Here is a 22,599-nt window from a genome sequence, read left to right as displayed (position 1 = left end):
AAGGGCGCTTACAAAATATTCCGATTTTGGATACACGGTCCGCTGCTAGGCAGCAAATCATTTGCTCAAGCTCCATTCGGGCAAGACATCGAGGCGCAGGCAGAAAACCGAGGGTCCCAGCAACCAAACCAGAACAACAACGATAGGCGCCAAGCTTACGTGTAACAGGAAGCCGGATTTCGCCCTTAGCTACCTTTCGAACTGAACTCGATCCATCCTCATTTTCCAGTCTCGCAAATAGTCAGCACGCCACTTGCTAACAGTTTTAGCTCCTGCTCGGCCGTTTGTATCAAAGCTGGGATTCGGGTCGTCATGCCAATAGGTCGGACGGTCCGGATAGGGTTGCACAAAGGCCCCGCCCCAGTGGTTTGCAGTCGGTGCGTCGGGATCGCCATGAAGTAGATAAAGCACGCTCGGCGTGTCGCCCATCTTTATCACTGGGAGCTTTTCCATAAACAGAGATCCGAGATGGCCATGCCCTGCTACATGGGCCTCCGGAAAGCGCTCATTGCTAAGTTCACCTGATTGATCTCCTCCCATGTACATACCGCGAAAGGTCGTATCGTTTTCTATCCACCAAAGATCTAGATGCTCGTTGAACAAGTAGTCTCGCGACCGTTTATCCTGCACTGTATTCCACGAACCGATCGAGTAGATTCTAAGCTTCGCCTTTATCCCCGGATCTGCGCGCACGGCTTGGGCAACGTCAGTAATCGAACCCCAAACGAGTACATACAACGGTCGTGGATCATCATAATTCGCCCGATCAATTAATAGCTTCGCTCCAGCGCTCAGATCGCCTTCTGTCGGCACTTCCCCAGACTGCGCTTCAATAGCTCCTTGACGCGAAACGCTGCGCAAGTAGTCGGCAGTCGGATAACTGCTAGAATAGGACTTTAAACGGGGATAGTCTTTCTCATAGAGATCGATGCACTCCAATATATTCCCGACTCGCCCAGCATGTGGAGGCGAACTGATTAATCCCTCAGTATCAAAAACGTCGGCGCAAACCAAATAATGCACCATCGATTGATAGTCATCGTTGTCGCTCCCTCCTATATCCGTGGAAATGACCACCCTCGGCCGTCCACCGTTATCGGAAGCCACTGCAGCGAAGCATACACTTGTAGCTATAAGTGATAAAAATGTTCTACCCATGGGAAAAATACGCTTTGGCGGATTAGAGGTTTCAACCATTCCCCGATGCACGGGCCGTGCGAACCTAAATTTACTTTACGCGTTTAGCCAACGTTCGCGTGCAGCCCGCTCCTTTACGATACATACGAGACTTGATTTGGCCTAATGAAACGGCCGAGACACTTTAAGACAGCTTCATTTCATGACAGACGATCTACCCAACGAAAAGCGGCGTTTTGCAATAGTCGGCACCGGCGCGCGCGCCTCGATGTTCCTAGTGGCCTTGACAAAAACATTTCAAGATAGGTGCGAGCTCGTAGCGCTCTGCGACAAGAACCCTCTCCGCATCCAAGCTTTTCAGCACGAGCAAGCCGCAAACCTTCCCGCCTTCCTACCAGAAGATTTTGAGCGGATGATCGCGGAGCTGAAAGTGCAAGAAGTGATCGTCACGACCGTCGACGCTACTCATCACGAGTTTATCTGCCGTGCCATGGAAGCCGGCTGCGACGTCATAAGCGAGAAACCCATGACTACTGATGTCGATAAATGTCATAAAATTCTGGATACCAAAAAGAAGACGGGAAGAAACCTCCGCGTCACTTTCAACTATCGCTACGCTCCAAGAAATTCGAAAGTAAAGGAGTTGCTCGATAGCGGAGCCATAGGGCACGTTCATTCAGTACACTTCGAGTGGCTCTTAGACACAAAGCACGGAGCCGACTATTTTCGTCGGTGGCATCGAGACAAAGCAAATAGCGGAGGGCTGTTAGTACACAAGTCGACCCACCATTTCGACCTCGTCAACTGGTGGTTAAACTCCAGCCCGAGCATCGTTTACGCCCAAGGCGACCTGTCCTTCTACGGCTCCGCCAATGCCCAAAAACGCGGCGAGGCGAGGCATTACGAACGCTCAACCGGCGCACCCGAAGCTCACAACGATCCCTTCGCCATCGACCTCGAGAGTGATGCCACCCTCAAGAGGCTGTATTTGGACTGCGAAACCGCCGACGGTTACCTGCGAGATCGAAACGTTTTTGGCGAAGGAGTCACCATCGAGGACGACATGTCAGTAATCGTTCGCTATGAGAATCGAGCTGTCATGACCTACCATCTCACCGCCTACTCCCCATGGGAGGGCTACCGCGTGGCCTTCAACGGCAGCAAAGGGAGAATGGAGCTAGCCGTAATCGAAAATCCATACGTTAGCGGCAGCGCGGGGGATCACAATTTTTCAAAAAACGTGCAAGGCGGCTCCGAGTCTCCCGTCCAAGAGCCAACCACTCTCACCGTTCAACAGCATTGGGCCAAACCAGTATCAGTCGCAATTGAACAGAGTAATGACGGCGGCCACGGCGGCGCGGACGCGATTATGCTAAAGGATATTTTCGATCCGACACCTACGAAAGACCCTCTCAAAAGAGCGGCCTCCCACATAGACGGGGCCACCTCCATTCTAACAGGGATCGCCGCAAATCTTTCCATGGCGAGCGGCCAAGCTATTGACGCGACGAAGATGGTCGAGCTCCATGGCTGTTCGCGACCAATGCCCATCTCCCATTGAATGTATATCTGGATACGTTTCTGACTCGAATCATTTGCCCAAGACCCACTCGGGCAAGACATCGAGGCGCAGGTCGAAAACGTAGGGTCCCAGCAACCAAACCAGAACAATAACGATAGGCACTAGGCTTAGGTTTAGCAAGAAGCCGGCCTTCGCCATTTGCGGTAAACTGAGGAAGCCACTACCGAATACGATGGCGTTTGGCGGCGTGCCGACCGGCATCATGTAGGAGCAATTTGCGGCCAGGGCGGTGGGTACGAGAAACAGGAGCGGATTTTGCCCAAGGCTGATGGCGACAGCGCCCACGATCGGCAGAAAGGTCGCTGCCGTAGCGGTATTGCTTGTCAGCTCTGTAAGCATCAGGATACCGAAACAAATGACTGCCATCGTCAATACTACGGGCCAAGCGTCGAGCGCTTTACACAATGTACCCAAATATTCTGACAGTCCATGAGACTGAATCATACTGGCCAAACTCAAGCCACCTCCGAAGAGTAAGAGCACGTCCCAAGGCAAAGCTTTGGTCGCGGCCCAATCCATTACGAATACTCCCTTGCGCGCATCGATCGGCAGCATGAAGAGAACCACTGCGCCAAAGATGGCTATCGTCGTATCCGAAAGGAAGGGAAGGTAGTTTGCCAACAAGGGACGAAAGATCCAGGCGAGGGCCGTGAACGCGAACACGATAGCCACCCAACTCTCCCCTCTCGAAAACCGTCCTAGCCGCGAGCGTTCTTCGACGATCAAGTCATCCATCCCCGCAAGCGGCTCTCGATTCAGACGAAAGATTACGCGAGTCAGCACCAAATAAACGATGGGCAGAGCCACGATCGTCATGGGGAGACCAATCATCATCCATTGGCCGAAACCTATCTCGTATTCATAAACTCGATTCAAGTAGCCCGCGAGCAAAGCATTCGGAGGCGTCCCGATCAATGTGGCCATGCCTCCAGTCGTCGCGCCGTAGGCAACTGCCAACATCAAGGCTGGCCCAAAGTCTTTTCCCGGCCCCCCACCCTTTTTCGCATCTCGGGCCAGGGCCACCACCGAACTCGCAATCGGCAGCATCATCAAGGCCGTTGCCGTGTTGCTGACCCACATGCTCACAAGGGCCCCTGCTAGGAGAAATCCAGCCAAGATCCGGTTTGGCCGCGTTCCTAAAGCTCCGATCAGGCCGATAGCAACTCTCCGGTGCAAATTCCATTTCTGCATGGCGAGCGCTATCACAAAGCCGCCGAGAAACAAAAATACTAATGGGTTCGCGTACGGGGCCGCTACTTCCTTGATGGTACCCAAGCGTAGCATGGGAAAAAGAGCCAACGGTACCAGTGCTGTCACGGGTATAGGCACCGTTTCGCAGATCCACCAAATCGCCATCAACGCTGCCGCACCAGCCGTGTGCCAGCCCTCGACTGACAGCCCACTGGGCGGCTCCGTGATCAAGGTAAGCAAGAGCGCTCCCGGTCCGAGCACCCAGCCCGACCATTGCCGCGCCCCATAGCTATCAGGGTGTTCTACGGCGTCTTGCACAGCTGGTATTCTGGCGCTCATAAATTAGGGCAGAGTTGGGATGAGGCTTGGCTAAAGCACTTATAAATACCCACGGGCATCAGTCCACTTCTTCGTACTTCCTCTCCGCAGGAACGATTTCCAAGCCTATAGCAGCGGCCCAAAGGTGGTATCCGACCGTGTTCAAATGAAGGTTATCTTCTAAAAAGATCTGTTCTCGGGGCTCGCCCTCGTCGTTCAACAAGAACTCGGCTACATCGATGAAGGTCAGCTTCTCGTCCTTCTCGCACGCTGCCTCGATTAAGCGATTGGTTTTCGCGATCCGCTTCTTTAGGTGCCAACGCGAAATGCTCGGCTTGACCCCGATGACGTAGATCCGGATGTCTGGGTCAAGCTCCTCTACCCGCTTCCGAAACGCCATGAAATCGCCTAGAACTTCCTTCGGAGTCATCCCGCTCCCTAGGTCGTTGTCACCTTCGTAGATGAGGATCGCTCGTGGTTTGTAAGCGGTCACCAACTTGTCGAAATGATAGAGTACGTCGCTAAATTTGCTGCCACCGAATCCGCGCGGAATCACAGTAAGCGGCGCCAAGTCTCTCTCGATCCGGTCCCCCCACATTCTCATGGACGAGCTGCCCACGCACAAGACCGCACCTTCCGGGATCTCGTTTTCAACCCGGTCCTTTTCGAAGGCGTCGATGTCCTTCTGGAAAGGAGGCTCCACGGGGTCTTCCGCGAAGCTAGATGAGGCAGCCAGAAAGAGGGCTGAGGATACGCACAGGAATACGAGCTTCAATTTTTGCATTAGAAATAAGGTGGGATATCAACTGTTGGGATAAGCCGAGGGGTGGCTGACCCGAAAACGAATCAGAGCGCTCGGAGGAGTAGGCTCCCTCAAAAAGACGGTGAGCAGAAAGCCTTCCAAGCTAAAATTGAATAGGCTGATACATAAACCCGTTAAGTTATTACGTAATTCCTCTTGTCACACAGCAAACTCAATCATGCGAAGACCAGCAATCCCCCGAAATCGCCATTTTGGAATATCTATTCGCGACGTCAGTTCCCAAGCGGAGCGAGGTCGCTGCTGAACGGGCTTGCCGCCATTTCAAACGTATCCACATCGTCGGGACGACTTGGGTCGTAGCCTTTGAAATCGGAGACCAAGGCCTTGGCCAGCGGTAGCTTCGCATCGATGATTCCCTGAGCCACGCACTTCGCTAGCTGGTAGGCACCGTAGTTGTTGTGATGAGTCGCGTCCTTGCCGCCGTTGCTGAAGGCCTTAGGCGCGTCCGCCGGTCCGAGCGCTTCGTAGAGGGCTACGCTCATCGGCTCCAGGTCGATTAGGGCAACTCCTTCGCTTCGGGCGACTTCACGCATGGCTTGCGGGTAGTCTCCCAATGTACTTACGATCTTTCCCTCGCTGTCGAATCGTCTCCGCTGCATGGAGGTCACAAGGACCGGAGTCGCGCCACGCAAGCGAGCCTCAGCGATCAAGACCTCTAAGTAAGCCTTATAAGTCGTACCCGCTTCGACGTAAGTCTGAGGCCATTGCTCTTTCTGGTCATTGTGGGTGAACTGTATGAAGAGGTAATCCCCTTCGTCCACTTCCTGCAAAACCTTGGCCAAGCGTAGTCCTGTCATAAACGACTTCAAAGTCTCCCCCGATTCCGCGTGGTTCGCCACAGCAACCTCGTCGTTGAAGAACCGAGACAACATCTGTCCCCAACTCGCCGCAGGCTCGTAGGGCTGGTCCGTTACGGTAGAGTCTCCAATCAAGTAAACAGTCGGCACGTCAACCCTCTGGATTTCCAAGGAACGCACCTCCGGAGCCCTGCCATTGAACTCGATCGTAAGCTTGCCATCCCAGTGCAGCTTTCCGATTTCTCGCTCGTTCAGGACAACCGACTTTCCGCCTGGAGCATACTTTTCCGGCGGGACCAAATCGGAGTTTCTCGTATTCGCGAATACACTACGCGTTGTGAAACGACCCGCTTTAGTTTTTACGTTTTCGAGTAGCAGTCGACGCGACTCAACCTTTACCGTATTACTTGACGCCTGCTCCTCGTCGCCAAACTCGATCGTCAAGCGGTAGTTTCCATCGGTCGCCAAAACCGAGAAATAAAAAACTCCGTCCTCAGAATCCGGGCTCGTCCCGAGATCAAAGCCGTAACCCCTCTCTTCGTTGTAGGTCATCGAGGGATCTACTATGATAGCTGCCTCCTGCGGCATTTCCGGAGAAAAGGTGAAGCGTACCGCGTCTCCGCTGCCGATATTCACTGTCATGAATTCCTGCAACGGATTCGGATCCAAGGCCCGCAAACCTACCGCCACGCACTGGGCGTTTAGGATAGCTCCTTCCCAGCTGGTGTGAGTGTGTGCGTCTCCAAAAAGTGGATTCACCGCGCTCTTTCCGAGAGCGTCGTATTTGTCAGCGACAAGAGAATTAAGATCGACGAAAGCGACACCGCCCTCATCGGCAACTTGCTTCGCCCAGTCGCGATAGCTGCCTACGCTGCGATTGATTTGGCCCTGTTCGTTCCAAGTCTTGCGCGGCACCAGCGAGCAAACGATCGGAGTCGCACCCTCAGACTTCGCAGTTTCGATGTACTGTCGCAGATACCAACCGTAGGTGTGCACCACCTCGGGCTGTCCTGTTAGCATGTTGTCGATTGCCTCCGTTTCGTCACCAGTCCCCTTGATCGTGCCTCGCGCCCGCTCGGCATCGTTGAGCGCGATATCGTCGTTGTGCCCAAACTGCATGATGAGGAAGTCTCCTGGCTTCATCATGCTCTTGACCCGCTCCCAGTAGGGTCCGGTGTAAAAGGTTCGGCTACTCAGGCCACCCACCGCTCGGTTTACGACGTTCACTTTCGTATTGTCGAAATGCGTATCCAGAAACGCGCCCCATCCCCATTGCCCATTCGATCCATCACCACGTCCGTTGCGGACTGTGGAATCTCCGATGAGGAAGATCGTCGGCTTTTCCGCATCCTCCGGAATCGGCAGCTTCAACCACGACAGTGTGTCGACCGGAACCGACTCGCCTTTTTCGGAAAGCCACCCGGCGACAGGATTGGGTCGCAAGCCTTTCAATCCCGAAAGAACCGCTTCCGCGTTAATCATCGCTCCTTCAGGACCCGTATGCACGTAGTCCTGAGGAAAATACACGTCGAGCGCTTCCTTGTTACCCAGCGGCTCGAAGCGGTCCACCACCGGATTCGTGATATCGATGAAAGGCACGTCCAGTTCCTTGGCCAACTGGTAAGTCCAGTAACCGTACTTGCCGGAACCGCGCTCCAGCCGACCTTCTTTCCAGAGATTTCGGGCCGTCAGCGAAAGGAGAACCGGGGTGGCTCCTTTTTCGCGCGTATCCGCAACCATCTTACGCATGTAGTGCCCGAAAGTGTAAACAATCTCCCGCTTGCCCGTTACCGCATTTAGGATTTCTTCACTCTCATCTCCCAGTCCCGGCAGACTTCCGCGGGCCCGTAACGGACGGCCTGAGCCCTCGGGCTCCCGGTTGATCGCACCGCCGTCGTTATGGCCAAATTGGATCAGGACCAGATCTCCCACTTCCACCTCCTGCAACATATCGTCCCAATGGCCTTCCGTAATGAACGTACGACTACTGCGCCCGCCTCGTGCTTTGTTGTGCACAGCCACCTTGCTTTCGTCGAAGAACTCGGAGAACGGATTCGCCCAACCCACGCGCCCCACTCCATCTCCAGGAGCCGCAGTGGAATCGCCCGCTACGAAAATGCGTGGCAGCGAACCTGCGTCCTCACCATCCACGGCAGCGATTGAAAAGGAAGCCAACGCACCGAAGGCGGCAGCGAGAATACAGAATGGGGAACGGAGTTTCATACCAATGCAAAAAAACGATCCTAGGATTATCCCACCCTCCAGCCAATCAAGCAATCCCGTACAGTCAGATCGCGTTCCCGAAGAGATCCCGCCAAATCGGACTGTAAACATTTATCGCCCGCTCTCGCCTTTGACTACAGCCGCGCGACATAGCAATCTGACTCTCATGAAAATCCCCTTACTCCTTCTGGCCATAGCCAGCTTTGCCGCCACAGTCACCCATCTCCATGCCCAGTCGCCCATCGGCACGAGGCTTCCCTCGGAGAAAAAAGTCATCGAAGATCCCGTTACCGGAGTGGAACTCGCCTTCCTCACGAGCAAACAATCCGGAGACTCGAAAATCTACCAAACCCACCCTCAGTGGACCTCTGACGGCAAATGGCTCGTCTTCCGCTCCGACCGCATCCCTGGCGAAGCGCTGGCGGTCAACGAAGAGACAGGCGACATCGTACAAGTCACCGAAGGCGGTTACTTCGGCATGCTCACCCTCGCTCGCAAAGCTATGAAGCTCTACGTTATGCGAGATCCAGAGATGCCCGCCACCGAGCAGCCCCGCTACGGTCGCGGAGATGCGGACAAAGCCATCGTCGAAATCGACCTCGAAACCCTGTTCATCGACAGTGCAGCTGGCTCGCTCAAATCCGCCGACCACTACCAGCGCATCGTCGGTAGGGTCGACGGCTCAATGGGAGCGGGAGGCGACATGGCGATCGACGCCAACGAAGACGTCATCTACTTCCGCATCGGTCCCGAGGAGGCAGCCAAGCACCTCGACTCCAGCGTGGAGATCAAGGAGAACTTCGGTCCTCGCGACATGGGAGCAGGCCCGACTGGAATCGCGTCCATGGACATCTCCACCGGCGAAATCGACATCGTCGCTGTGGCGCCCTTCCAAATGGGACACATCCAAACAAACCCTTGGGTCAGCGGAGAACTAGTCCTCTGCTGGGAAACCGGTGGCAAATCGCCACAACGCGTCTGGACCGTAAAAGTCGGCGGCGATATCGAGCCCCTGTATCCTGAGGCCGAATACGAATGGGTTACCCACGAAGCCATCATCTCGCCAGACGAGGTAGCCATTGCCATCATGGGGCACCGCGAGGTTGGCACCGACGACGAATGGGGCCCTTCTGGCAGTCGGGAAAAGCCCACCGGTCTCGGAATCGTAAACCTCCGTACCCGAGAAATGCGCATCGCCGGGCAAACGCGTAGCGGCAGCGGACTTTGGCACGTGCACGGTTCGGCCGACGGACGCTGGGCAGTGGGCGACGACTTTTCCCGAAGCCTCTACCTCATCGATCGCAAGACCCACGAGATGATGCTCCTGACCACTGGGCACAAGCCAAGCGCTCGCGACCACGTACATCCAACTTTCAGTCCCGGCGGCACCAAAATTCAAATACAGTCCGCTATGCTCTCGGAAGACGACCGCTCTATGAACATTTGCGTCGTCTATCTTCCCGAAAGTTTGCTGGACCGCGACTACAGCGGTGTGCTCCGTAAGGATTAACCGATAGTTTACGTATCCAAAAAACTTCCGCTGGCTGCCCTCGAAAAAGGGCAGCCATTTTTCTTCTGTAACGAAACCATCGACAAACGGGTACCGGATTCTCCAAAATCCGAAGCAATGATCAAACCCTTCATGCAAGGCCTGCACGCCTACAAACATGCACACCACCTCGTATGGAAAGAGGGCATGTGGAAGCACCTCATCATTCCAGGGTTCCTCAGCATGCTCTATTTTCCACTCGTCATCGGAGGACTCTTCGGAGGCACCTTCCTCGGCGTACAAGAGCTGAGCGCCCACATCAGCGAAAAGTGGTTGCCTAACGAAGTCGCAGAATGGGCAGCTTGGGGCTTGAGCATCATTGTCGGGCTGCTGGCGATCTATTTAGCCTTCCTGCTCTACCGCAGCGTGGTCATGATCATCTACGCGCCCTTTATCGGGCTCATATCGGAGACGGCAGAAGAGAAATACCACGGCACAAAAGGCCCCGGATTTTCCGTCGGTGGCCTTATCTACGACATTTATCGCGGATCGATGGTGAGCATCGTAATGCTGATCATATCGCTCATGCTCACCGTCGTTTGCTGGCTACTTTGGCTGCTCCCCGTCGTCGGCGCCGCCATTTACTTCGTCGGCATGTTCGCGGTCCAGGCTTTCTTCGCCGGAGCTGGCTTTATGGACCCCGTATTGGAACGCAGACGCTTAGGCATCCGGTCCAGCCTCGCCCACTCCAATCGCCACAAATGGCATGCATTGGGCAACGGCACCGGGTTCGTGCTCATGATGTTCATCCCGGTCATTGGCTGGTTCCTAGCACCCTCTTACGGAATCATCGCCGCCGCCATCAGCGGGGTCGACACCCTCTACGACGGCAAAACATTGAAACGCTGAAAACAAACGATGCCTACCGAGAAGGAAAAGATGATCGCGGGGAAAGACTACCTCGCAATGGATAAGGAATTGGCCGACGAGCGACTCCGCTGCCGCCAAGCCATCCACAACTACAACGCGACCCAGCCTGAGCAATTCAAGGAACGAGCCCAAATCCTTAAAGAGCTCCTCGGCACCTATCACAAAACCGCCTTCATCGAGCCCGTCTTTCGCTGTGACTACGGATACAACATCCACCTCGGCAAAGCATTTTACGCCAACTTCGGCTGCGTCATGCTCGACGTCTGTCCGATCAAGATCGGCGATAGCGTAAAGTTCGGGCCAAACGTGCATCTCTACACCGCAGCTCACCCTATCGATCCCGAAGAGCGAGCGACCTTCAAGGAATTTGGTAGGCCCATCACCATAGAAAACAAAGTCTGGATCGGTGGAGGAAGCATCGTCGTTCCCGGCGTCACCATCGGCGAAGGCACCACCATCGGAGCAGGAAGCGTCGTCACCAAGTCGATCCCCCCACGCGTAGTAGCCGCTGGTAACCCCTGCCGCGTCATTCGGGAGCTCTAAGCCGTCGTGTCTGCTGCGCGACACCCTCGCCGCATATTTCACCCCTAGACGAATCCGCCGGCTAACCTCGAAATCAAACTCTTCAACTGCAACCCGAATGCTTTAGCTCTACTTTGTTAGATTAAGATGGCGGTTGTCGGAGTCTATGTCGATCGATGTCTTTCTGCCTTCGTTTGTGCCTCTGCCTCATCGCTTCGAAGACCTCTTGCTCGGTCCTTCCTTTTCTGGGCAGGTAGTGCTCCAGCAGCTCGACGATGTCCCGCACGCTGAGCAGGGGCAGTTCGCTTTCGGCTAGCAGCTGTTCTTTGAGCGAAAACAGGCACGCCATGCAGACCAACGCCATGTGGTGGTGCCAGCCCTGCCATTTGCGCACCTGGTATTGCCCTATTCCTAGCTCGCCCTTGGCCTGACCGAATGCGTGCTCGATCCAAAACCTCTGGCGCTGCATGTAGACCAGCCTGGACGTATCCTCGACTTCGATACAGTTACCCAGGCTTAACTTGCGTTCCCCGTCCATGTCCTCGCTGACGATCAGCACCCGTTCGCGCGAGGCCTGGTCGTCGCCGCCCCAAGTCCATACCTTTAGCTTCCAGGCTCGGCAGCGCAGCTTGCCCTTGGCCCCCTCCCGATAGACGAGCATTTCGCATTCGCTCTCGAAGCGTTCGTCCTCCAGCTCGCCTACGCGGCGGCGCATGCCTTCGCAGGCGGGGTCCAGGACCGGTTTCTTGCGAGGGCGCCCCATCCCCGGCTTTGGGAAGCTGAAGGCAGGGCGAACCGTCCATACCCTCTGCGAGACGGTCACGTCGCCGACGTAGGTTTCCCCCGCGTCCTCGAGCCGATTGCAAAGCTTCTGGTCGGCCCCGTAGGCGGCGTCGAAACCTACCCACGCGTAGCGCAGCCCCCTGGCTCGGCTTCGCTCCTCCAACTCGAGCGCCAAGTCCTGCTTGCGCGCGTAGCGGCGTTCGCTCTCGGGCACCCCCGCCTTTGCCAAGCGCTTGGGGCTGGCGATCCATGCCTTGGAAAGGTGCAGCCTGAAGTCGCATATCCCCACGCCTGCCCTTGCCCAAGGCGGCGAAGACGCCCATCTGGCAGTTGTCGATCTTGCCGGTGGCGCCGCAGTACTGCCGGCCTACGCCTACCGACGAGTCGCCCTTCTTGCGGAAGGAGGTCTCGTCGATGTAAAGGGCGCTGTCGGCGTCGCCGCCGATCAGCTCGTCGAGCCGGGCGGCGACCTTGGCCGTCACCGCATGGAGGCTCCACGGGGAGGCCCCGACGAACTGCTCCATGCCTTGGTAGTCGCAGTCGAGAAGGGATTGGCTGAAGGCTTCCATGTTCTTTTTCCGGGCCGTGGAGAGCAATCCGCTCAGATAGCTGGCCGCATGGCCCGACCCGTTCATCCCCCTGGAGACGAAGCAATCGGAGAAGTCTCCGCAAAGATCGACGAAGCGGCCCGCCGAACCGCGAAGCAAGATGGCGTCATTTTTTTGTTCCTCTGCGTGGAGGAAATACAGATTAGCTCTTATGTAGTTGAAAAATAGATACTGTAAGGATGAAAAAACTCAAGACCTAATCTAACAAAGTAGAGCTTAGGTATGGCTGGGAAAACGTAGCCGCGGGGAATCTCTTTAACAAAGCTGGCATCCCCGCCTCTCCTTTCCGCACCGATTTCGAATGAAGATTAACTTGCTCACCTTGGCAACCAGTGCAAGGTTGCCCGCGTCTCGAAGTACCAGTGATCATCATGAGAACTCGAAGTTCGACGAACGCATGGAAAACTATCTACTTTATCTAAGTATCGCCGCTGCAACAGTCTTAATACCTGGACCTGCAGTGATGCTCACAATAAACAATTCGATACAACGAGGACTTGGTAAATCACTCGCTGGAGTCCTAGGGATTGCATCAGCAATTCTACTCGTAGCGGTGATATCCGCGACTAGCCTAGGCGTCATTCTGGCAACTTCGACAAAGGCATTCGCAGTAGTGAAAACAGCTGGTGCTCTCTACCTAACTTATCTTGGCGTTAAGATGTGGCGAGCGAATGCGAAAAATTCGAATTCTACCGATGCTAATAACAAAACACCAACAAGGTGCTTCCTCGAAGGGTTTTTCATTTCCCTATCTAACCCCAAGGCTGTTGTGTTTTTTATGTCAATCTTCCCGCAGTTCATAAATCTGTCGGAAGCATACTTGCCTCAATTCACATTGTTAGCCGTCAGCTTCAGCGTTCTGGTAATCTTGATTCACACTACTTATGCTCTCTCTGCATCTTTAGTGAAAGACAAGCTCTCTTCCCAGAAGAGAAAGACACTGCTTAGCAAGCTTAGCGGGACTGTCTTCTTCAGTTTTGGAATTGGATTGGCTGTATCCAGCAAGTAAAACTTGCGACGATCAAACGAACGCAAATTCGATGAATAAAAACTCGAATCACAAGACCTCCGGCTGGGGAAGCGGCCTCATCGGCGTTATCATATTCAGTGGATCGCTACCGGCAACTCGAGTTGCTGTTGCAGACTTTTCGCCAATATTTCTGACCTCTGCTCGAGCTGTCATTGCTGCAATAATCGGGCTAACTCTTTTGATTGTACTTCGACAACCACGCCCAGCACAAAAAAGTGTTCCGTCGCTGGCTATCGTGTCGCTCGGGGTGGTGGTTGGATTCCCACTACTGACCGCTCTTGCATTACAATATATAACAGCAGCCCATTCAATAGTGTTCATTGGTTTACTCCCGCTCTCAACAGCGATTTTCGGAGTGTTGAGAGGAGGAGAACGACCCAATCCCGCTTTTTGGGTATTCTCAATTTGCGGAGCAGCGACAGTAGCAGGCTTCTAAATTCTCAACGGAGGTGGAGGCTCCCTAGCAGGCGATACTTTTATGGTCGCTGCTATTCTACTCTGCGGATTCGGGTACGCGGAAGGAGCAACAATGTCTCGCCAGATCGGAGGCTGGCAGGTGATATCGTGGGCTCTACTGCTCTCTGCGCCTGTGATGGTTTTGATTTCCATCATCACCTTTCCCGATAAATTGAGTGAGATTGGGATCCCCGCTTGGGCAGGCCTAGCCTACGTGTCGATATTTAGCATGCTTGTGGGGTTTATATTTTGGTATCGAGGCCTTGCTTTAGGAGGAATTACCGGAGTTAGCCAATTGCAACTTCTCCAACCTTTTTTCGGATTACTGCTTGCGTCACTATTACTGCGTGAAGCTGTCGAGTGGACAATGTTCGCTTCTACGATCGTCATCATTTTTTGCGTCACAGGAGCCAAGCGCTTTGCGTCAACCTCGCTCAAAATCGATGTAAAAGAGGTATACAGAACTGCAGAAACCAGAGATATTTAGCCCTCTTCCGTACATATCAAAATGCTGGAATCCACATCGAGAGCAACACCTTCAGGCAATCAGATTGCACCCCGATTTTCCCAATGATTACCAGAGAAATTAACGACGCTTCCAAAGAATACAAAGAATCACTGATCCTAAGATCCGATGTCCTTAGAGTCCCTTTGGGCAAGGAGTTATCAGCATCGGACACAGTGAGCGAAGAAGACCAGCTACATTTCGGCTGCTTTAGCGATCATCATCTCAACGGCTGCATCGTAGCCAAACCCACAGAGCACCAAGGGCTGGTCAAATTAAGAGACTGTCCAATAAGTCGTGAGTCCGACATTTTTTTGATTTCCATTCACTTTGTTAGCGCTTTTTCTAAAATCCTTCCTACTATAGGGAGTCGATGGAAAAAGATTCATATCCAAGCGACCTCTCCGATACCGAATGGAACGTAATTGAACCCCTGATACCGGGCCTTCGAAACTCGGCCGTCCGCCACGTTACCACAAGAGGCGCGTGCTCGACGGGATCTTCTACGTGGCTCGAAGCGGTATCGCGTGGCGGATGATGCCCAAGGACCTGCCGCCTTGGCGGATTTGCTACCATTACTTCTCGAAATGGAAGGACGAAGGGATCTGGTTGAAGGTCCACGAGGAGCTTCGCGGGTTCCTTCGCTACCGCAGCGGTAAAAAAAAGCTCCCACGGCCGCGATCATCGACGCGCAAAGCGTGCGAGCTGCTGGCCACCCCGGCCTTCGCGGATATGATGCAGGAAAGAAGGTTAAGTGAATCAAACGACATCTACTCGTGGACACGCTTGGACTCGTGCTTTTCTGCGTGGTCCACTCGGCGTCAGTCAGGACTGGGACGGGGCTCGACTGGTCCTAGCGAAACTGGAGACGGCCTTCGGGTGGATACGCAAGGTTTGGGCCGACGGCGGGTACTCCGGAAAGCTGGTCCAGTGGGTATCCGAGATTCCAAGACACCGCAAGGGCGAGGTGAGATCATTCGCAGGAGCGACAAGGCCGTAGGCTTTGAGCTGCTGCCGCGTCGCTGGGTAGTCGAGCGGACCTTCGCTTGGCTCTCGCAGCAGGGAAGGCTAGTCGTGGATCGGGAGACCAAAACCTGCTCTTCGAAGCGATGATACACTTGGCAATGATAAGGCTCATGGTGAGGAGACTCGCAAATTAGGACTTATTGGACAGTAGGACTTATTGGGCAGTCTCTTAGAGCGTTGGATTCGCCAGAGTTCTTTGAACTGGAGTGATTGATTCACAGAACCAAAATATCGATGCGGAGAGACGCCAGAACCGAATTGTATCCATAACAAAGGTGAAACACAGTCCACTCTCCAACCTTAAGGCAGTTCCAAAGATGACAATCATCGATATCAACGTCTACTACTTATAGCTATAGACTGTTCCCGTTTCATCAGAAATCAGGCCAGCAATCCAGCGTCTCGAAAGAATCGATTTTCAATCTGCGAATGCCTGAAATCAAACGAGCTATTAACCCTATCCATCGGCGAATCTTAGCAGCAGTAGGTGAAACCCAAGGACTGCCATCCATCGAACTCCCCCCAATGATGCCAATAAAGTCCTGTGGTCCTCACCACTCCACGGAGTTTCTAACTAGAGAATGCGACGTAACGGAGTGAATATGGCCAATTAAACTAACCCCTTAGCCTCGCCTCCGGATCAAATCGGAATCATTGTGCTGTACGAAGCGATACTTTCATTTCCTATCGGCTCTCCGATCCCATGGTCGCTTGCCCAACGCTTTGCCTGATATACTATCCAAGAATTGACGCCTAGAATATGAATACAATTCCAACGATCTTACAGAATTAGAACAACCTGGGCCCGCCGCCGTCTTTTACTATTTGAACCAAAGCGATTGCCTCGAAATGTTCAGGAACGTCGTCACCCTCGAAGAGATGGTATACAGCCCTTCCCCCGACGCGTGTCGATTGCGGCGGGGTCGGAAAAAGAACCTTCCCAGACCTCAAATGTCGGCTTCAGTAAGAAGCCACGCTAGTACCGCAGCTCTCCCGCTCCACAGATTACCTCGGAACACGATATCCACCCCCCACCCCAATGGAAAAGCAATCCACCACCCCGCGTCCCAACCGATTGGCCTGGGGCTCTCTGCTGGTCATCTCCGTCGGACTAATGGGAATCATCGCAGGCGCATTCCTCGGCGCCCGTTTTTTCGTACCGGACAACGCAGGCTTAGCGGGCGGCGCCATGGTACTCTGGTATGCCATTCTCGGCTCCTTAGTTGGAACCCTCGCCGGGGCCGCGTTGGCTCGCTGGCTGCCGCGCCCTTGGCTACCCCGCAGTGCCATCGCCTGCGGGATCGGCGGCCTGGCGGCCCTCACCTTCATCGGCGTCGCCGTCTCCAAGAGCGCCAAGGAGCAGCAAATCGCCCGGAAGGAGTCGCTCGAGAACCTGCTGCGCTTCGAGTTCGACCTGAACTGGTCCGTCGACCACGACGACCGCCCCTTCGACCGTCTCGTCTACCGTTCGAATACGAATACAATGACCGTAGTGGGTCGTGACCGCGAAACCCGCACAGGCACGCTCCCGCTCGAAACTCGCTCTACGCTGCTCGGTATCCTGCGCCAATTCGATCTATCCGGCGTTCTCCGCACCCCCCCGAGCTGTCAACAAACCGGCCCGCAAATCGGCGAACTCCGCCTCACCATCTACGAAGGCATGCCCCCCAACACCTCCGGGCAACTGAAGATAACCGAAACCTGCCTAAACGAAAATTCAGAGCTTCAGCAGCTCGCCAAGGAGGCAGCCCGCCTCTGGAAAGCCGCAGAAAAGTCGTGAAAACGCCTCGAGAACAAGATCCTGATTAGCTACCCCCGTAAGCTAGGAGTAAGATGCCCCGACTGCACGTAAAACGCCTATTCCCTCTTTTCACGCTACCGGTCGCGTTAGCACTCGTCGGTGCGTTGCACGCGGGCGAACCGCATACCTCGCCCGCTCGCTGGTCCGGATCCCGGCTGTTCCATATCGGACCTCCGCCGGCTGATATCGCAAACCGTGTCCGCTTGCAGATCCACGAGCGCGCCGAGGCCGCAGGCAGCGCTACGTTCACCCCACGAAATCCCGACACTTCGGTCGAGGGACCTTGGAACGCAACCGTCTCCATACTTCTGGAGAATGACCGCGCATTGGAACTCCATCTAGAAAACGTTGCTGGCCCGGTTTCACCCCGCAACGTCAGCGACTCGCTGGTCTTCGTCCGCGTCCCTTTGGGGCGCGTTGCCTTCAGCGACCTGCTGATCGAAACCCGCCACGGCGAGCTGGTCTTCCACGAACTGCTGCTCGACGGCCAAATCGCCTTCGAGCAATACCAAGAAGCTCTCGCCCACCCTGACTTCGCCAAGACCTTCAATCACCTCGACGAGCCCCCGTATCCACCGACCAACGACACGCCTGAACAAAGCGACCGTCCATGAACAACGCCTTTATTCGCCTCGCAATCATCCTCGCAGTGCCCCTCCACCTCTCGTTGGAAGCCTGCCGATGCGAACAGCGCCCGCTCGAAGCCTATTTCGAATCCGCCACGCTTGTCGCCCTCGCAGAAATCCAAGGCGCGCAAACGATTCCGGACGAAATGCGCGGCGAGCGAAATGCATTCGAAATCCGGATCGACACCTTGTACAAAGGTTTCCAGGTCGATCGCCTCTATAGCGCAACTTCAACCGCTGCCTGCGGCGTAACTGCGGGTCCGGGTGACCGGCTCTGGATCTTCGCTTCTCCCACCGATCCCGGTTCCCGCGAGCTTTGGATTGACACCTGCAGCGGCACTCGCAGCGCCCGGGATGGGTTTCTCGACCTCGCTCCCGAGCGCGTCGCTGAATCCCTCCGCAGCCTATCGCCCGTGCCCGAAAATGAGGTCCACTCGGAAATACTCCAAAAAATCCGTCTGCTTAAAATCAACCGCGACCGCCTCGACCAACGCCAGGCCAACGCCCTGCAAAGCACCGAACTCATCGCTCCCAACAAAGCCTACCGCGCCGCCGTCCTGGCCCAACCCAAGATCAGCCGACCGCCCCGCATCACCCGAGTGCTCATCGATAGCGAAGCGAGCGAAATCGGGATACTCGAACTCCACAGCATAATCCTTCCGCAATCGCCCGAGTGGATCAACGAAAAGCTACTGCACGTACGCGGCGTCCTCGGCCAGGACATCCGCATCGAACTCGTTATAGACGTCGAAGCCAACGCTCTCGTCTACTCGCGTTTCGACTAACGTCACTCCGCTCTATCAATAATCCACCCAGCCCTACTAACCCATGAGACTCCTGACCGTTCTTCCGCTGATGCTACTTCCCTTGGTCACCCTCTATTCCGCCGAGGAGTTCACCGGAAGCTTCGACCTTGTCGCTTCGCAAAAATATCCATCCGGTAGCGAACGCAGCGACACCACCTCCTACCACTTCGGAACGGACAAGACCGCAATAATTATTCCAAGCCGGGCAGCGATCCCGAATTCCGCCTGGTATTCGATCCGGACGAAATGACCATAACCGGTCCCTTCGAGATGCGAGGCAAAAAGAGCGGTTACATTCTCCCCATGAACGAGCAGCAGTGGCCGGGCATGTCCCAGGCACTGTAAAAAGTCTTCAGCAACCCGAGCGACGACCTCAATTAAATCGGTGAACAGAAGGAGATCGAAGGATTCGCTTGTCGGGAACTCGTCGCCGAGAACGACGCCTATAGCGCTCGCATGTGCATCGCCACCGACATCCCGCTAAGCATGAAGCGGGTGCTAAGCTATCAAAGCGTTGGCAAAGGTGAAGCAAATGAGGAAGCCGCCCTATTCGATGAGTTCGCCGTCGATGACCTGCCTTTGGAGCTCTTCCTCAAAAGCGAGCAAGGCAAGGCTGACATCGCCCTTCGCCTTATCAGCGTCAAAAAGACCGTCGATTCCTCCGTATTCAATTCTGAAGGACATTCGCTCGCCGAGCCAAACCAATAACAGGCGCGGATCAAACCGGAAGCCGTAAAACGGGTCGGAATGTTATAACAAGGATTAGCCAGAGAGGGTCAGAGGTCAACGGGCTGTTGCCCAAATAAGTCGAAGTTGGTTTTGCTGATACCTTTCGGTCGCCAATGTTAGATGTCCTGAGACTTGAAGATGCATGAGCGCCCCAGCCTTAGTCCGCGCCTAAAATTCGAGACCTCCTAGCGGAAGAGCGCTTTTTGCAAGATTGGATTGGACTGTTTCCGCGAGGCGAGGTTTGGTCACCGGGTCCCCAACTCTTTTATTGTGTATATAATACGGAAAATTCTTAACTCGCGTTTGGTGAGCGGGTCCGTGGTTGTTATTTTGTCGTGTGCGACGGCCGCGGTTTTGATCGGGCTGCTGATGGTCGATACGGTTCTGCTGAAGAAACTCGATGTCGACGATCCGGATGCCTTGGTACGCATAAAAATTCCTTCGCCGACGGGTGGTATCAGCAATCCGGTTTTCAAGGAGCTGCAGAGAAGTGCAGATTCGTTCGACGAGCTCTTTCACTATATGGCGCTCAACCAGTTTGGCATAGGTGTAGATGGGAATGATATTATACTGGATGGAGCTTCCGTTTCGGGGACTTATTTCGAGTCGCTAGGTTTAGTCCCTACGGCGGGGCGACTGCTGCAGGAGGCAGACGGCGGCGAGGGTTCGAGCCCTGTGATTGTGATCGGTCACTCGTTCTGGATAAGAGAGTTGGCTGGGGATAAGGACTTGATGGGGCAAACGATTCAAATGGACGGAGCGCCGTTTACATTGGTCGGGGTTGCTCCGGAGGGCTTTAATGGACTGGATCCTTTGTCGCGGGAAGATTTTTGGATTCCCAGTGAGCACATCATTGATAAGTGGCAACTCACCAACCGTAGCTATCCGTTGTTTCACTCCTTGGGCCGCTTGACGGATGGCTACAGCCGTGATGCGGCTCAGCAAGAGCTGAACCAGATCGGCGAAGCGATTCGGAGGGAGTTTCCAAACGACGGCCCGAATTGGATTGTCACTTTACTTTCGCAGGACGAGTGGGTTCGCAGCGGCGGGGGAGCAAGGACTATTAATACGATCCTGCTCATCTTCGGTTTGGTATTGGCTCTGCTGGTGATTGCTTTGAGCAACCTGATGGCTCTCGTCGCCACAAGGACGGAGTCACGGAAAGTTGAATACGCGACTCAATTGGCGGTCGGCGCTCGGAGGGGACAAATCGTGAAGGCCTATCTGCTTGAGAATTTTGTCCTCTGTCTCTTGGGGTTTGGTATTGGTTTCGTCCTCGCTTGGGCCGCTCAGGCATATTTTGTGGCAGAGTTATTGGACGGTGTTTTGGTTTTGAATTTCGGCGACCTGTTTAGAACGGATCTTCTAATCTTCCTTATACTGATGCCGATTGCCTATGGCGTGGTGCTGAGTGTGGGTGGTCTTGGGACGATTTATCGTTTGAAGCCTGCTGTTGAGTTGAGGTCAGGCGGCAAGGCTTCGCGCTCCTATGGAGGACGGAAGTTGCTTATTTTTGTACAAGTCGCTCTGGCGATCGTCGTGGTATCGGCTTGTTCTTGGTTTGTCGAGTCGCTCAAAAATGTGGAGAGGCATGATTTTGGTTTTGAGAGTGAGCGCCTGGTTTTGGTTTCTACCAACCTTAAACTGAGGGGACCCAAGTTTAGCTATGCGGGCAATGCGATTACGGAGTATCGGAAGCTGAAGGAGTGGATGGAAACGGTTCCCAACGTTGAGACCGTAGGCTTGGGCACCCATCTCCCCCTGAGGCACGTCGGTATTTGCAAGGTCGATGTGGACGGCTTTGATCGTCGCCTCGAGCCGGATGAATGCATAGTGCGGCTTGTGTATGTAGGCCCTGGATACTTCAAAACGATGGGTGTCGAACTCTTGGAAGGAAGGGAGCCTCGTTTTGAGGAAATGAACTATCCCATGACGAAGGTCGTCGTGAATGAGGCGTTTGTGGACCGCTACTGGCCAGGGCAAGCCGTACTGGGCCGCGCATTCCGCCCGTGGCAGGGTGGGCCCGAGGTCACTGTCACCGGGGTCTGCGCGAACTTTTCCCAAGAGTTGGGCGAGGAAGTAAAGCCACAGATTCTGGTCGGATTCGCTCAAACATCCATGGTGTTTCATTTGAAGACCAGCATTCCGACAGAATCGTTTCTGCCGACGTTTCGAAGGCTGCTGCAAGAGAAAGATCCGTTTGTGCCGGTCCTCGAAACGACCTCTTTGCAGGGGAGTTACCGGGAAACCTTTTCCGCAATGCACTTATCGTTTTACACGGCAGCTGTCATCGCGGGACTATCGGTAATGATTGCTGCGTCGGGCTTGTTTGCCCTAGTGCGGCATTTTATTGAAAGTTCGCAGACGGAGATCGGCATCCGCATGGCGTTAGGGGCGGAGCCTTCTAACATTCTTAAATGGATTTTGAGGGAATGCGGGGTACCGGTGGTTTTTGGTTGTTTGGCGGGGACGGCGCTCGTGTATTTAATTTTCCCTTACGCTTCAGGATTACTATTCGAGGTGAATCGCTTGGAGCCACGCTTGCTATTGTGGGTGCTCGGGACCCTTCTGGCGGTGGCCCTCGCTTCTCTGCTCGGACCAGCCATTCGGACAGCGTACTCGTCGCCGGTGGCGTGTTTAGGCGGGCGTCGGTAGATCCGAATCCGCTCTCAATGGAAGGTGCAGGGCCTTTTTTTCAAGGCCGGTGAGAGAGTTTCATGAGCTGCGAGGCCTACCTGGACGGAGTGGTCGGCATCACGGACACACCAGCCGGAAGGAGGAAATACACACAGTACCTCGATTGGCTCAGCGGGAACGACCAAGCTCCCAAAGGACGCGGCTGTTCAAAAAGATAAACAAGGGCTGGGCTATCGCCACCAAGGACTTCAAGCAAGCGGTGATTGTAGACGAGAAAAATCGGCTGGCCGCAATTGAAACAGGCGACAGAAATTTCGCTAAAATAAGAGAGGAAACCTAGGAGGCAGAGGTCTCGCGTCGCATGGAAGCGTGGGGGAAATCGGAACAGAACGCAGCCCAAGAACCGAAGGCATCCGACTGGAAGATCGTAGTTGAGACGCGGCTTCAAACCAAGCACCTCTGCAAGAATCCACGGCTGTCCAGGCGCCTAAACATGGGAGCTACCGCAGGAGTCATCTGCTACCGTTCCGAGCTGAAACTGATCAGTTAAAACGTTACGGTCCGACCCATTAGAACTTCT

17 protein-coding genes and 3 pseudogenes are annotated in these 22,599 nt (G+C 54.6%); 14 read left to right on the top strand and 6 right to left on the bottom strand.

What is annotated here, in order from left to right:
• Positions 1 to 189: 189 nt before the first annotated feature.
• Positions 190 to 1,107, bottom strand: a complete 918-nt coding sequence (locus tag QEH53_RS09080) for a DUF1593 domain-containing protein (protein ID WP_309022856.1) — start codon at positions 1,105 to 1,107, stop codon at positions 190 to 192.
• 232 nt (positions 1,108 to 1,339) lie between these two features.
• On the opposite strand from QEH53_RS09080, the gene QEH53_RS09075 reads away from it, so the two are divergent.
• Entirely contained in the window at positions 1,340 to 2,698 is a 1,359-nt protein-coding gene (locus tag QEH53_RS09075) for a Gfo/Idh/MocA family oxidoreductase (protein WP_309022855.1), read from the top strand.
• 30 nt (positions 2,699 to 2,728) lie between these two features.
• On the opposite strand, the gene QEH53_RS09070 is transcribed toward QEH53_RS09075, so the two are convergent.
• The 3 genes from QEH53_RS09070 to QEH53_RS09060 all read right to left on the bottom strand — a co-directional run bounded on the left by QEH53_RS09070 (position 2,729) and on the right by QEH53_RS09060 (position 8,071).
• The gene (locus QEH53_RS09070; protein WP_309022854.1) at positions 2,729 to 4,249 is read right to left on the bottom strand and encodes an SLC13 family permease; all 1,521 of its coding nucleotides are present in this window, start codon (positions 4,247 to 4,249) and stop codon (positions 2,729 to 2,731) included.
• A gap of 58 nt (positions 4,250 to 4,307) precedes the next feature.
• Positions 4,308 to 5,012, bottom strand: a complete 705-nt coding sequence (locus tag QEH53_RS09065) for a GDSL-type esterase/lipase family protein (RefSeq protein WP_309022853.1) — start codon at positions 5,010 to 5,012, stop codon at positions 4,308 to 4,310.
• A gap of 251 nt (positions 5,013 to 5,263) precedes the next feature.
• Positions 5,264 to 8,071, bottom strand: coding sequence for a rhamnogalacturonan acetylesterase (locus QEH53_RS09060; protein ID WP_309022852.1), 2,808 nt, complete (start codon positions 8,069 to 8,071; stop codon positions 5,264 to 5,266).
• A 166-nt stretch (positions 8,072 to 8,237) separates the two neighbouring features.
• Between QEH53_RS09060 and QEH53_RS09055 the strand changes: the two genes are divergently transcribed.
• The 3 genes from QEH53_RS09055 (at position 8,238) to QEH53_RS09045 (ending at position 11,033) form a co-directional block, all read left to right on the top strand.
• A complete protein-coding gene (locus QEH53_RS09055; protein ID WP_309022851.1) occupies positions 8,238 to 9,581 on the top strand; it encodes a hypothetical protein in 1,344 nt (447 codons plus the stop codon).
• A gap of 117 nt (positions 9,582 to 9,698) precedes the next feature.
• Positions 9,699 to 10,469: an EI24 domain-containing protein gene (locus QEH53_RS09050; protein ID WP_309022850.1), complete on the top strand. Its 771-nt coding sequence runs from the start codon at positions 9,699 to 9,701 to the stop codon at positions 10,467 to 10,469.
• Positions 10,470 to 10,478: 9 nt separating this feature from the next.
• The gene (locus QEH53_RS09045; protein WP_309022849.1) at positions 10,479 to 11,033 is read left to right on the top strand and encodes a sugar O-acetyltransferase; all 555 of its coding nucleotides are present in this window, start codon (positions 10,479 to 10,481) and stop codon (positions 11,031 to 11,033) included.
• 121 nt (positions 11,034 to 11,154) lie between these two features.
• On the opposite strand, the gene QEH53_RS09040 is transcribed toward QEH53_RS09045, so the two are convergent.
• Positions 11,155 to 12,024 (bottom strand): transposase, encoded by an 870-nt coding sequence (locus QEH53_RS09040; protein WP_309022848.1) that lies wholly within the window; start codon positions 12,022 to 12,024, stop codon positions 11,155 to 11,157.
• Positions 12,025 to 12,166: 142 nt separating this feature from the next.
• Positions 12,167 to 12,364, bottom strand: a pseudogene (locus QEH53_RS24425) (transposase); the annotation flags it as partial.
• 436 nt (positions 12,365 to 12,800) lie between these two features.
• Here QEH53_RS24425 and QEH53_RS09030 point away from each other — a divergent pair.
• The 10 genes and pseudogenes from QEH53_RS09030 (at position 12,801) to QEH53_RS08980 (ending at position 22,569) form a co-directional block, all read left to right on the top strand.
• Entirely contained in the window at positions 12,801 to 13,412 is a 612-nt protein-coding gene (locus QEH53_RS09030; RefSeq protein WP_309022846.1) for a LysE family translocator, read from the top strand.
• A 31-nt stretch (positions 13,413 to 13,443) separates the two neighbouring features.
• Positions 13,444 to 14,376, top strand: a pseudogene (locus QEH53_RS24160) (DMT family transporter).
• 391 nt (positions 14,377 to 14,767) lie between these two features.
• A pseudogene (locus tag QEH53_RS09015) lies at positions 14,768 to 15,554 on the top strand (IS5 family transposase).
• Between the two features lie 905 nt (positions 15,555 to 16,459).
• Positions 16,460 to 17,200, top strand: a complete 741-nt coding sequence (locus QEH53_RS09010; protein WP_309022843.1) for a hypothetical protein — start codon at positions 16,460 to 16,462, stop codon at positions 17,198 to 17,200.
• A gap of 53 nt (positions 17,201 to 17,253) precedes the next feature.
• Positions 17,254 to 17,835 (top strand): hypothetical protein, encoded by a 582-nt coding sequence (locus tag QEH53_RS09005; protein ID WP_309022842.1) that lies wholly within the window; start codon positions 17,254 to 17,256, stop codon positions 17,833 to 17,835.
• Positions 17,832 to 18,632, top strand: coding sequence for a hypothetical protein (locus QEH53_RS09000; RefSeq protein ID WP_309022841.1), 801 nt, complete (start codon positions 17,832 to 17,834; stop codon positions 18,630 to 18,632). Before QEH53_RS09005 ends, QEH53_RS09000 begins: the two co-directional genes overlap by 4 nt.
• A 43-nt stretch (positions 18,633 to 18,675) precedes the next feature.
• Positions 18,676 to 18,903: a hypothetical protein gene (locus QEH53_RS08995; RefSeq protein WP_309022840.1), complete on the top strand. Its 228-nt coding sequence runs from the start codon at positions 18,676 to 18,678 to the stop codon at positions 18,901 to 18,903.
• A gap of 206 nt (positions 18,904 to 19,109) precedes the next feature.
• The gene (locus QEH53_RS08990; RefSeq protein WP_309022839.1) at positions 19,110 to 19,361 is read left to right on the top strand and encodes a hypothetical protein; all 252 of its coding nucleotides are present in this window, start codon (positions 19,110 to 19,112) and stop codon (positions 19,359 to 19,361) included.
• Between the two features lie 291 nt (positions 19,362 to 19,652).
• Positions 19,653 to 22,037 carry an ABC transporter permease gene (locus QEH53_RS08985; protein ID WP_309022838.1) on the top strand — a complete coding sequence of 795 codons (2,385 nt, stop codon included), beginning with the start codon at positions 19,653 to 19,655 and terminating at the stop codon, positions 22,035 to 22,037.
• Positions 22,038 to 22,380: 343 nt separating this feature from the next.
• Entirely contained in the window at positions 22,381 to 22,569 is a 189-nt protein-coding gene (locus QEH53_RS08980) for a hypothetical protein (protein WP_309022837.1), read from the top strand.
• Positions 22,570 to 22,599 lie beyond the last annotated feature (30 nt).

Source organism: Pelagicoccus sp. SDUM812002, from assembly GCF_031127835.1.
Classification (GTDB): domain Bacteria; phylum Verrucomicrobiota; class Verrucomicrobiia; order Opitutales; family Opitutaceae; genus Pelagicoccus.
The sequence above is the reverse complement of the archived record's forward strand: the minus strand, read 5'-3'. Positions and strand labels throughout refer to the sequence as shown.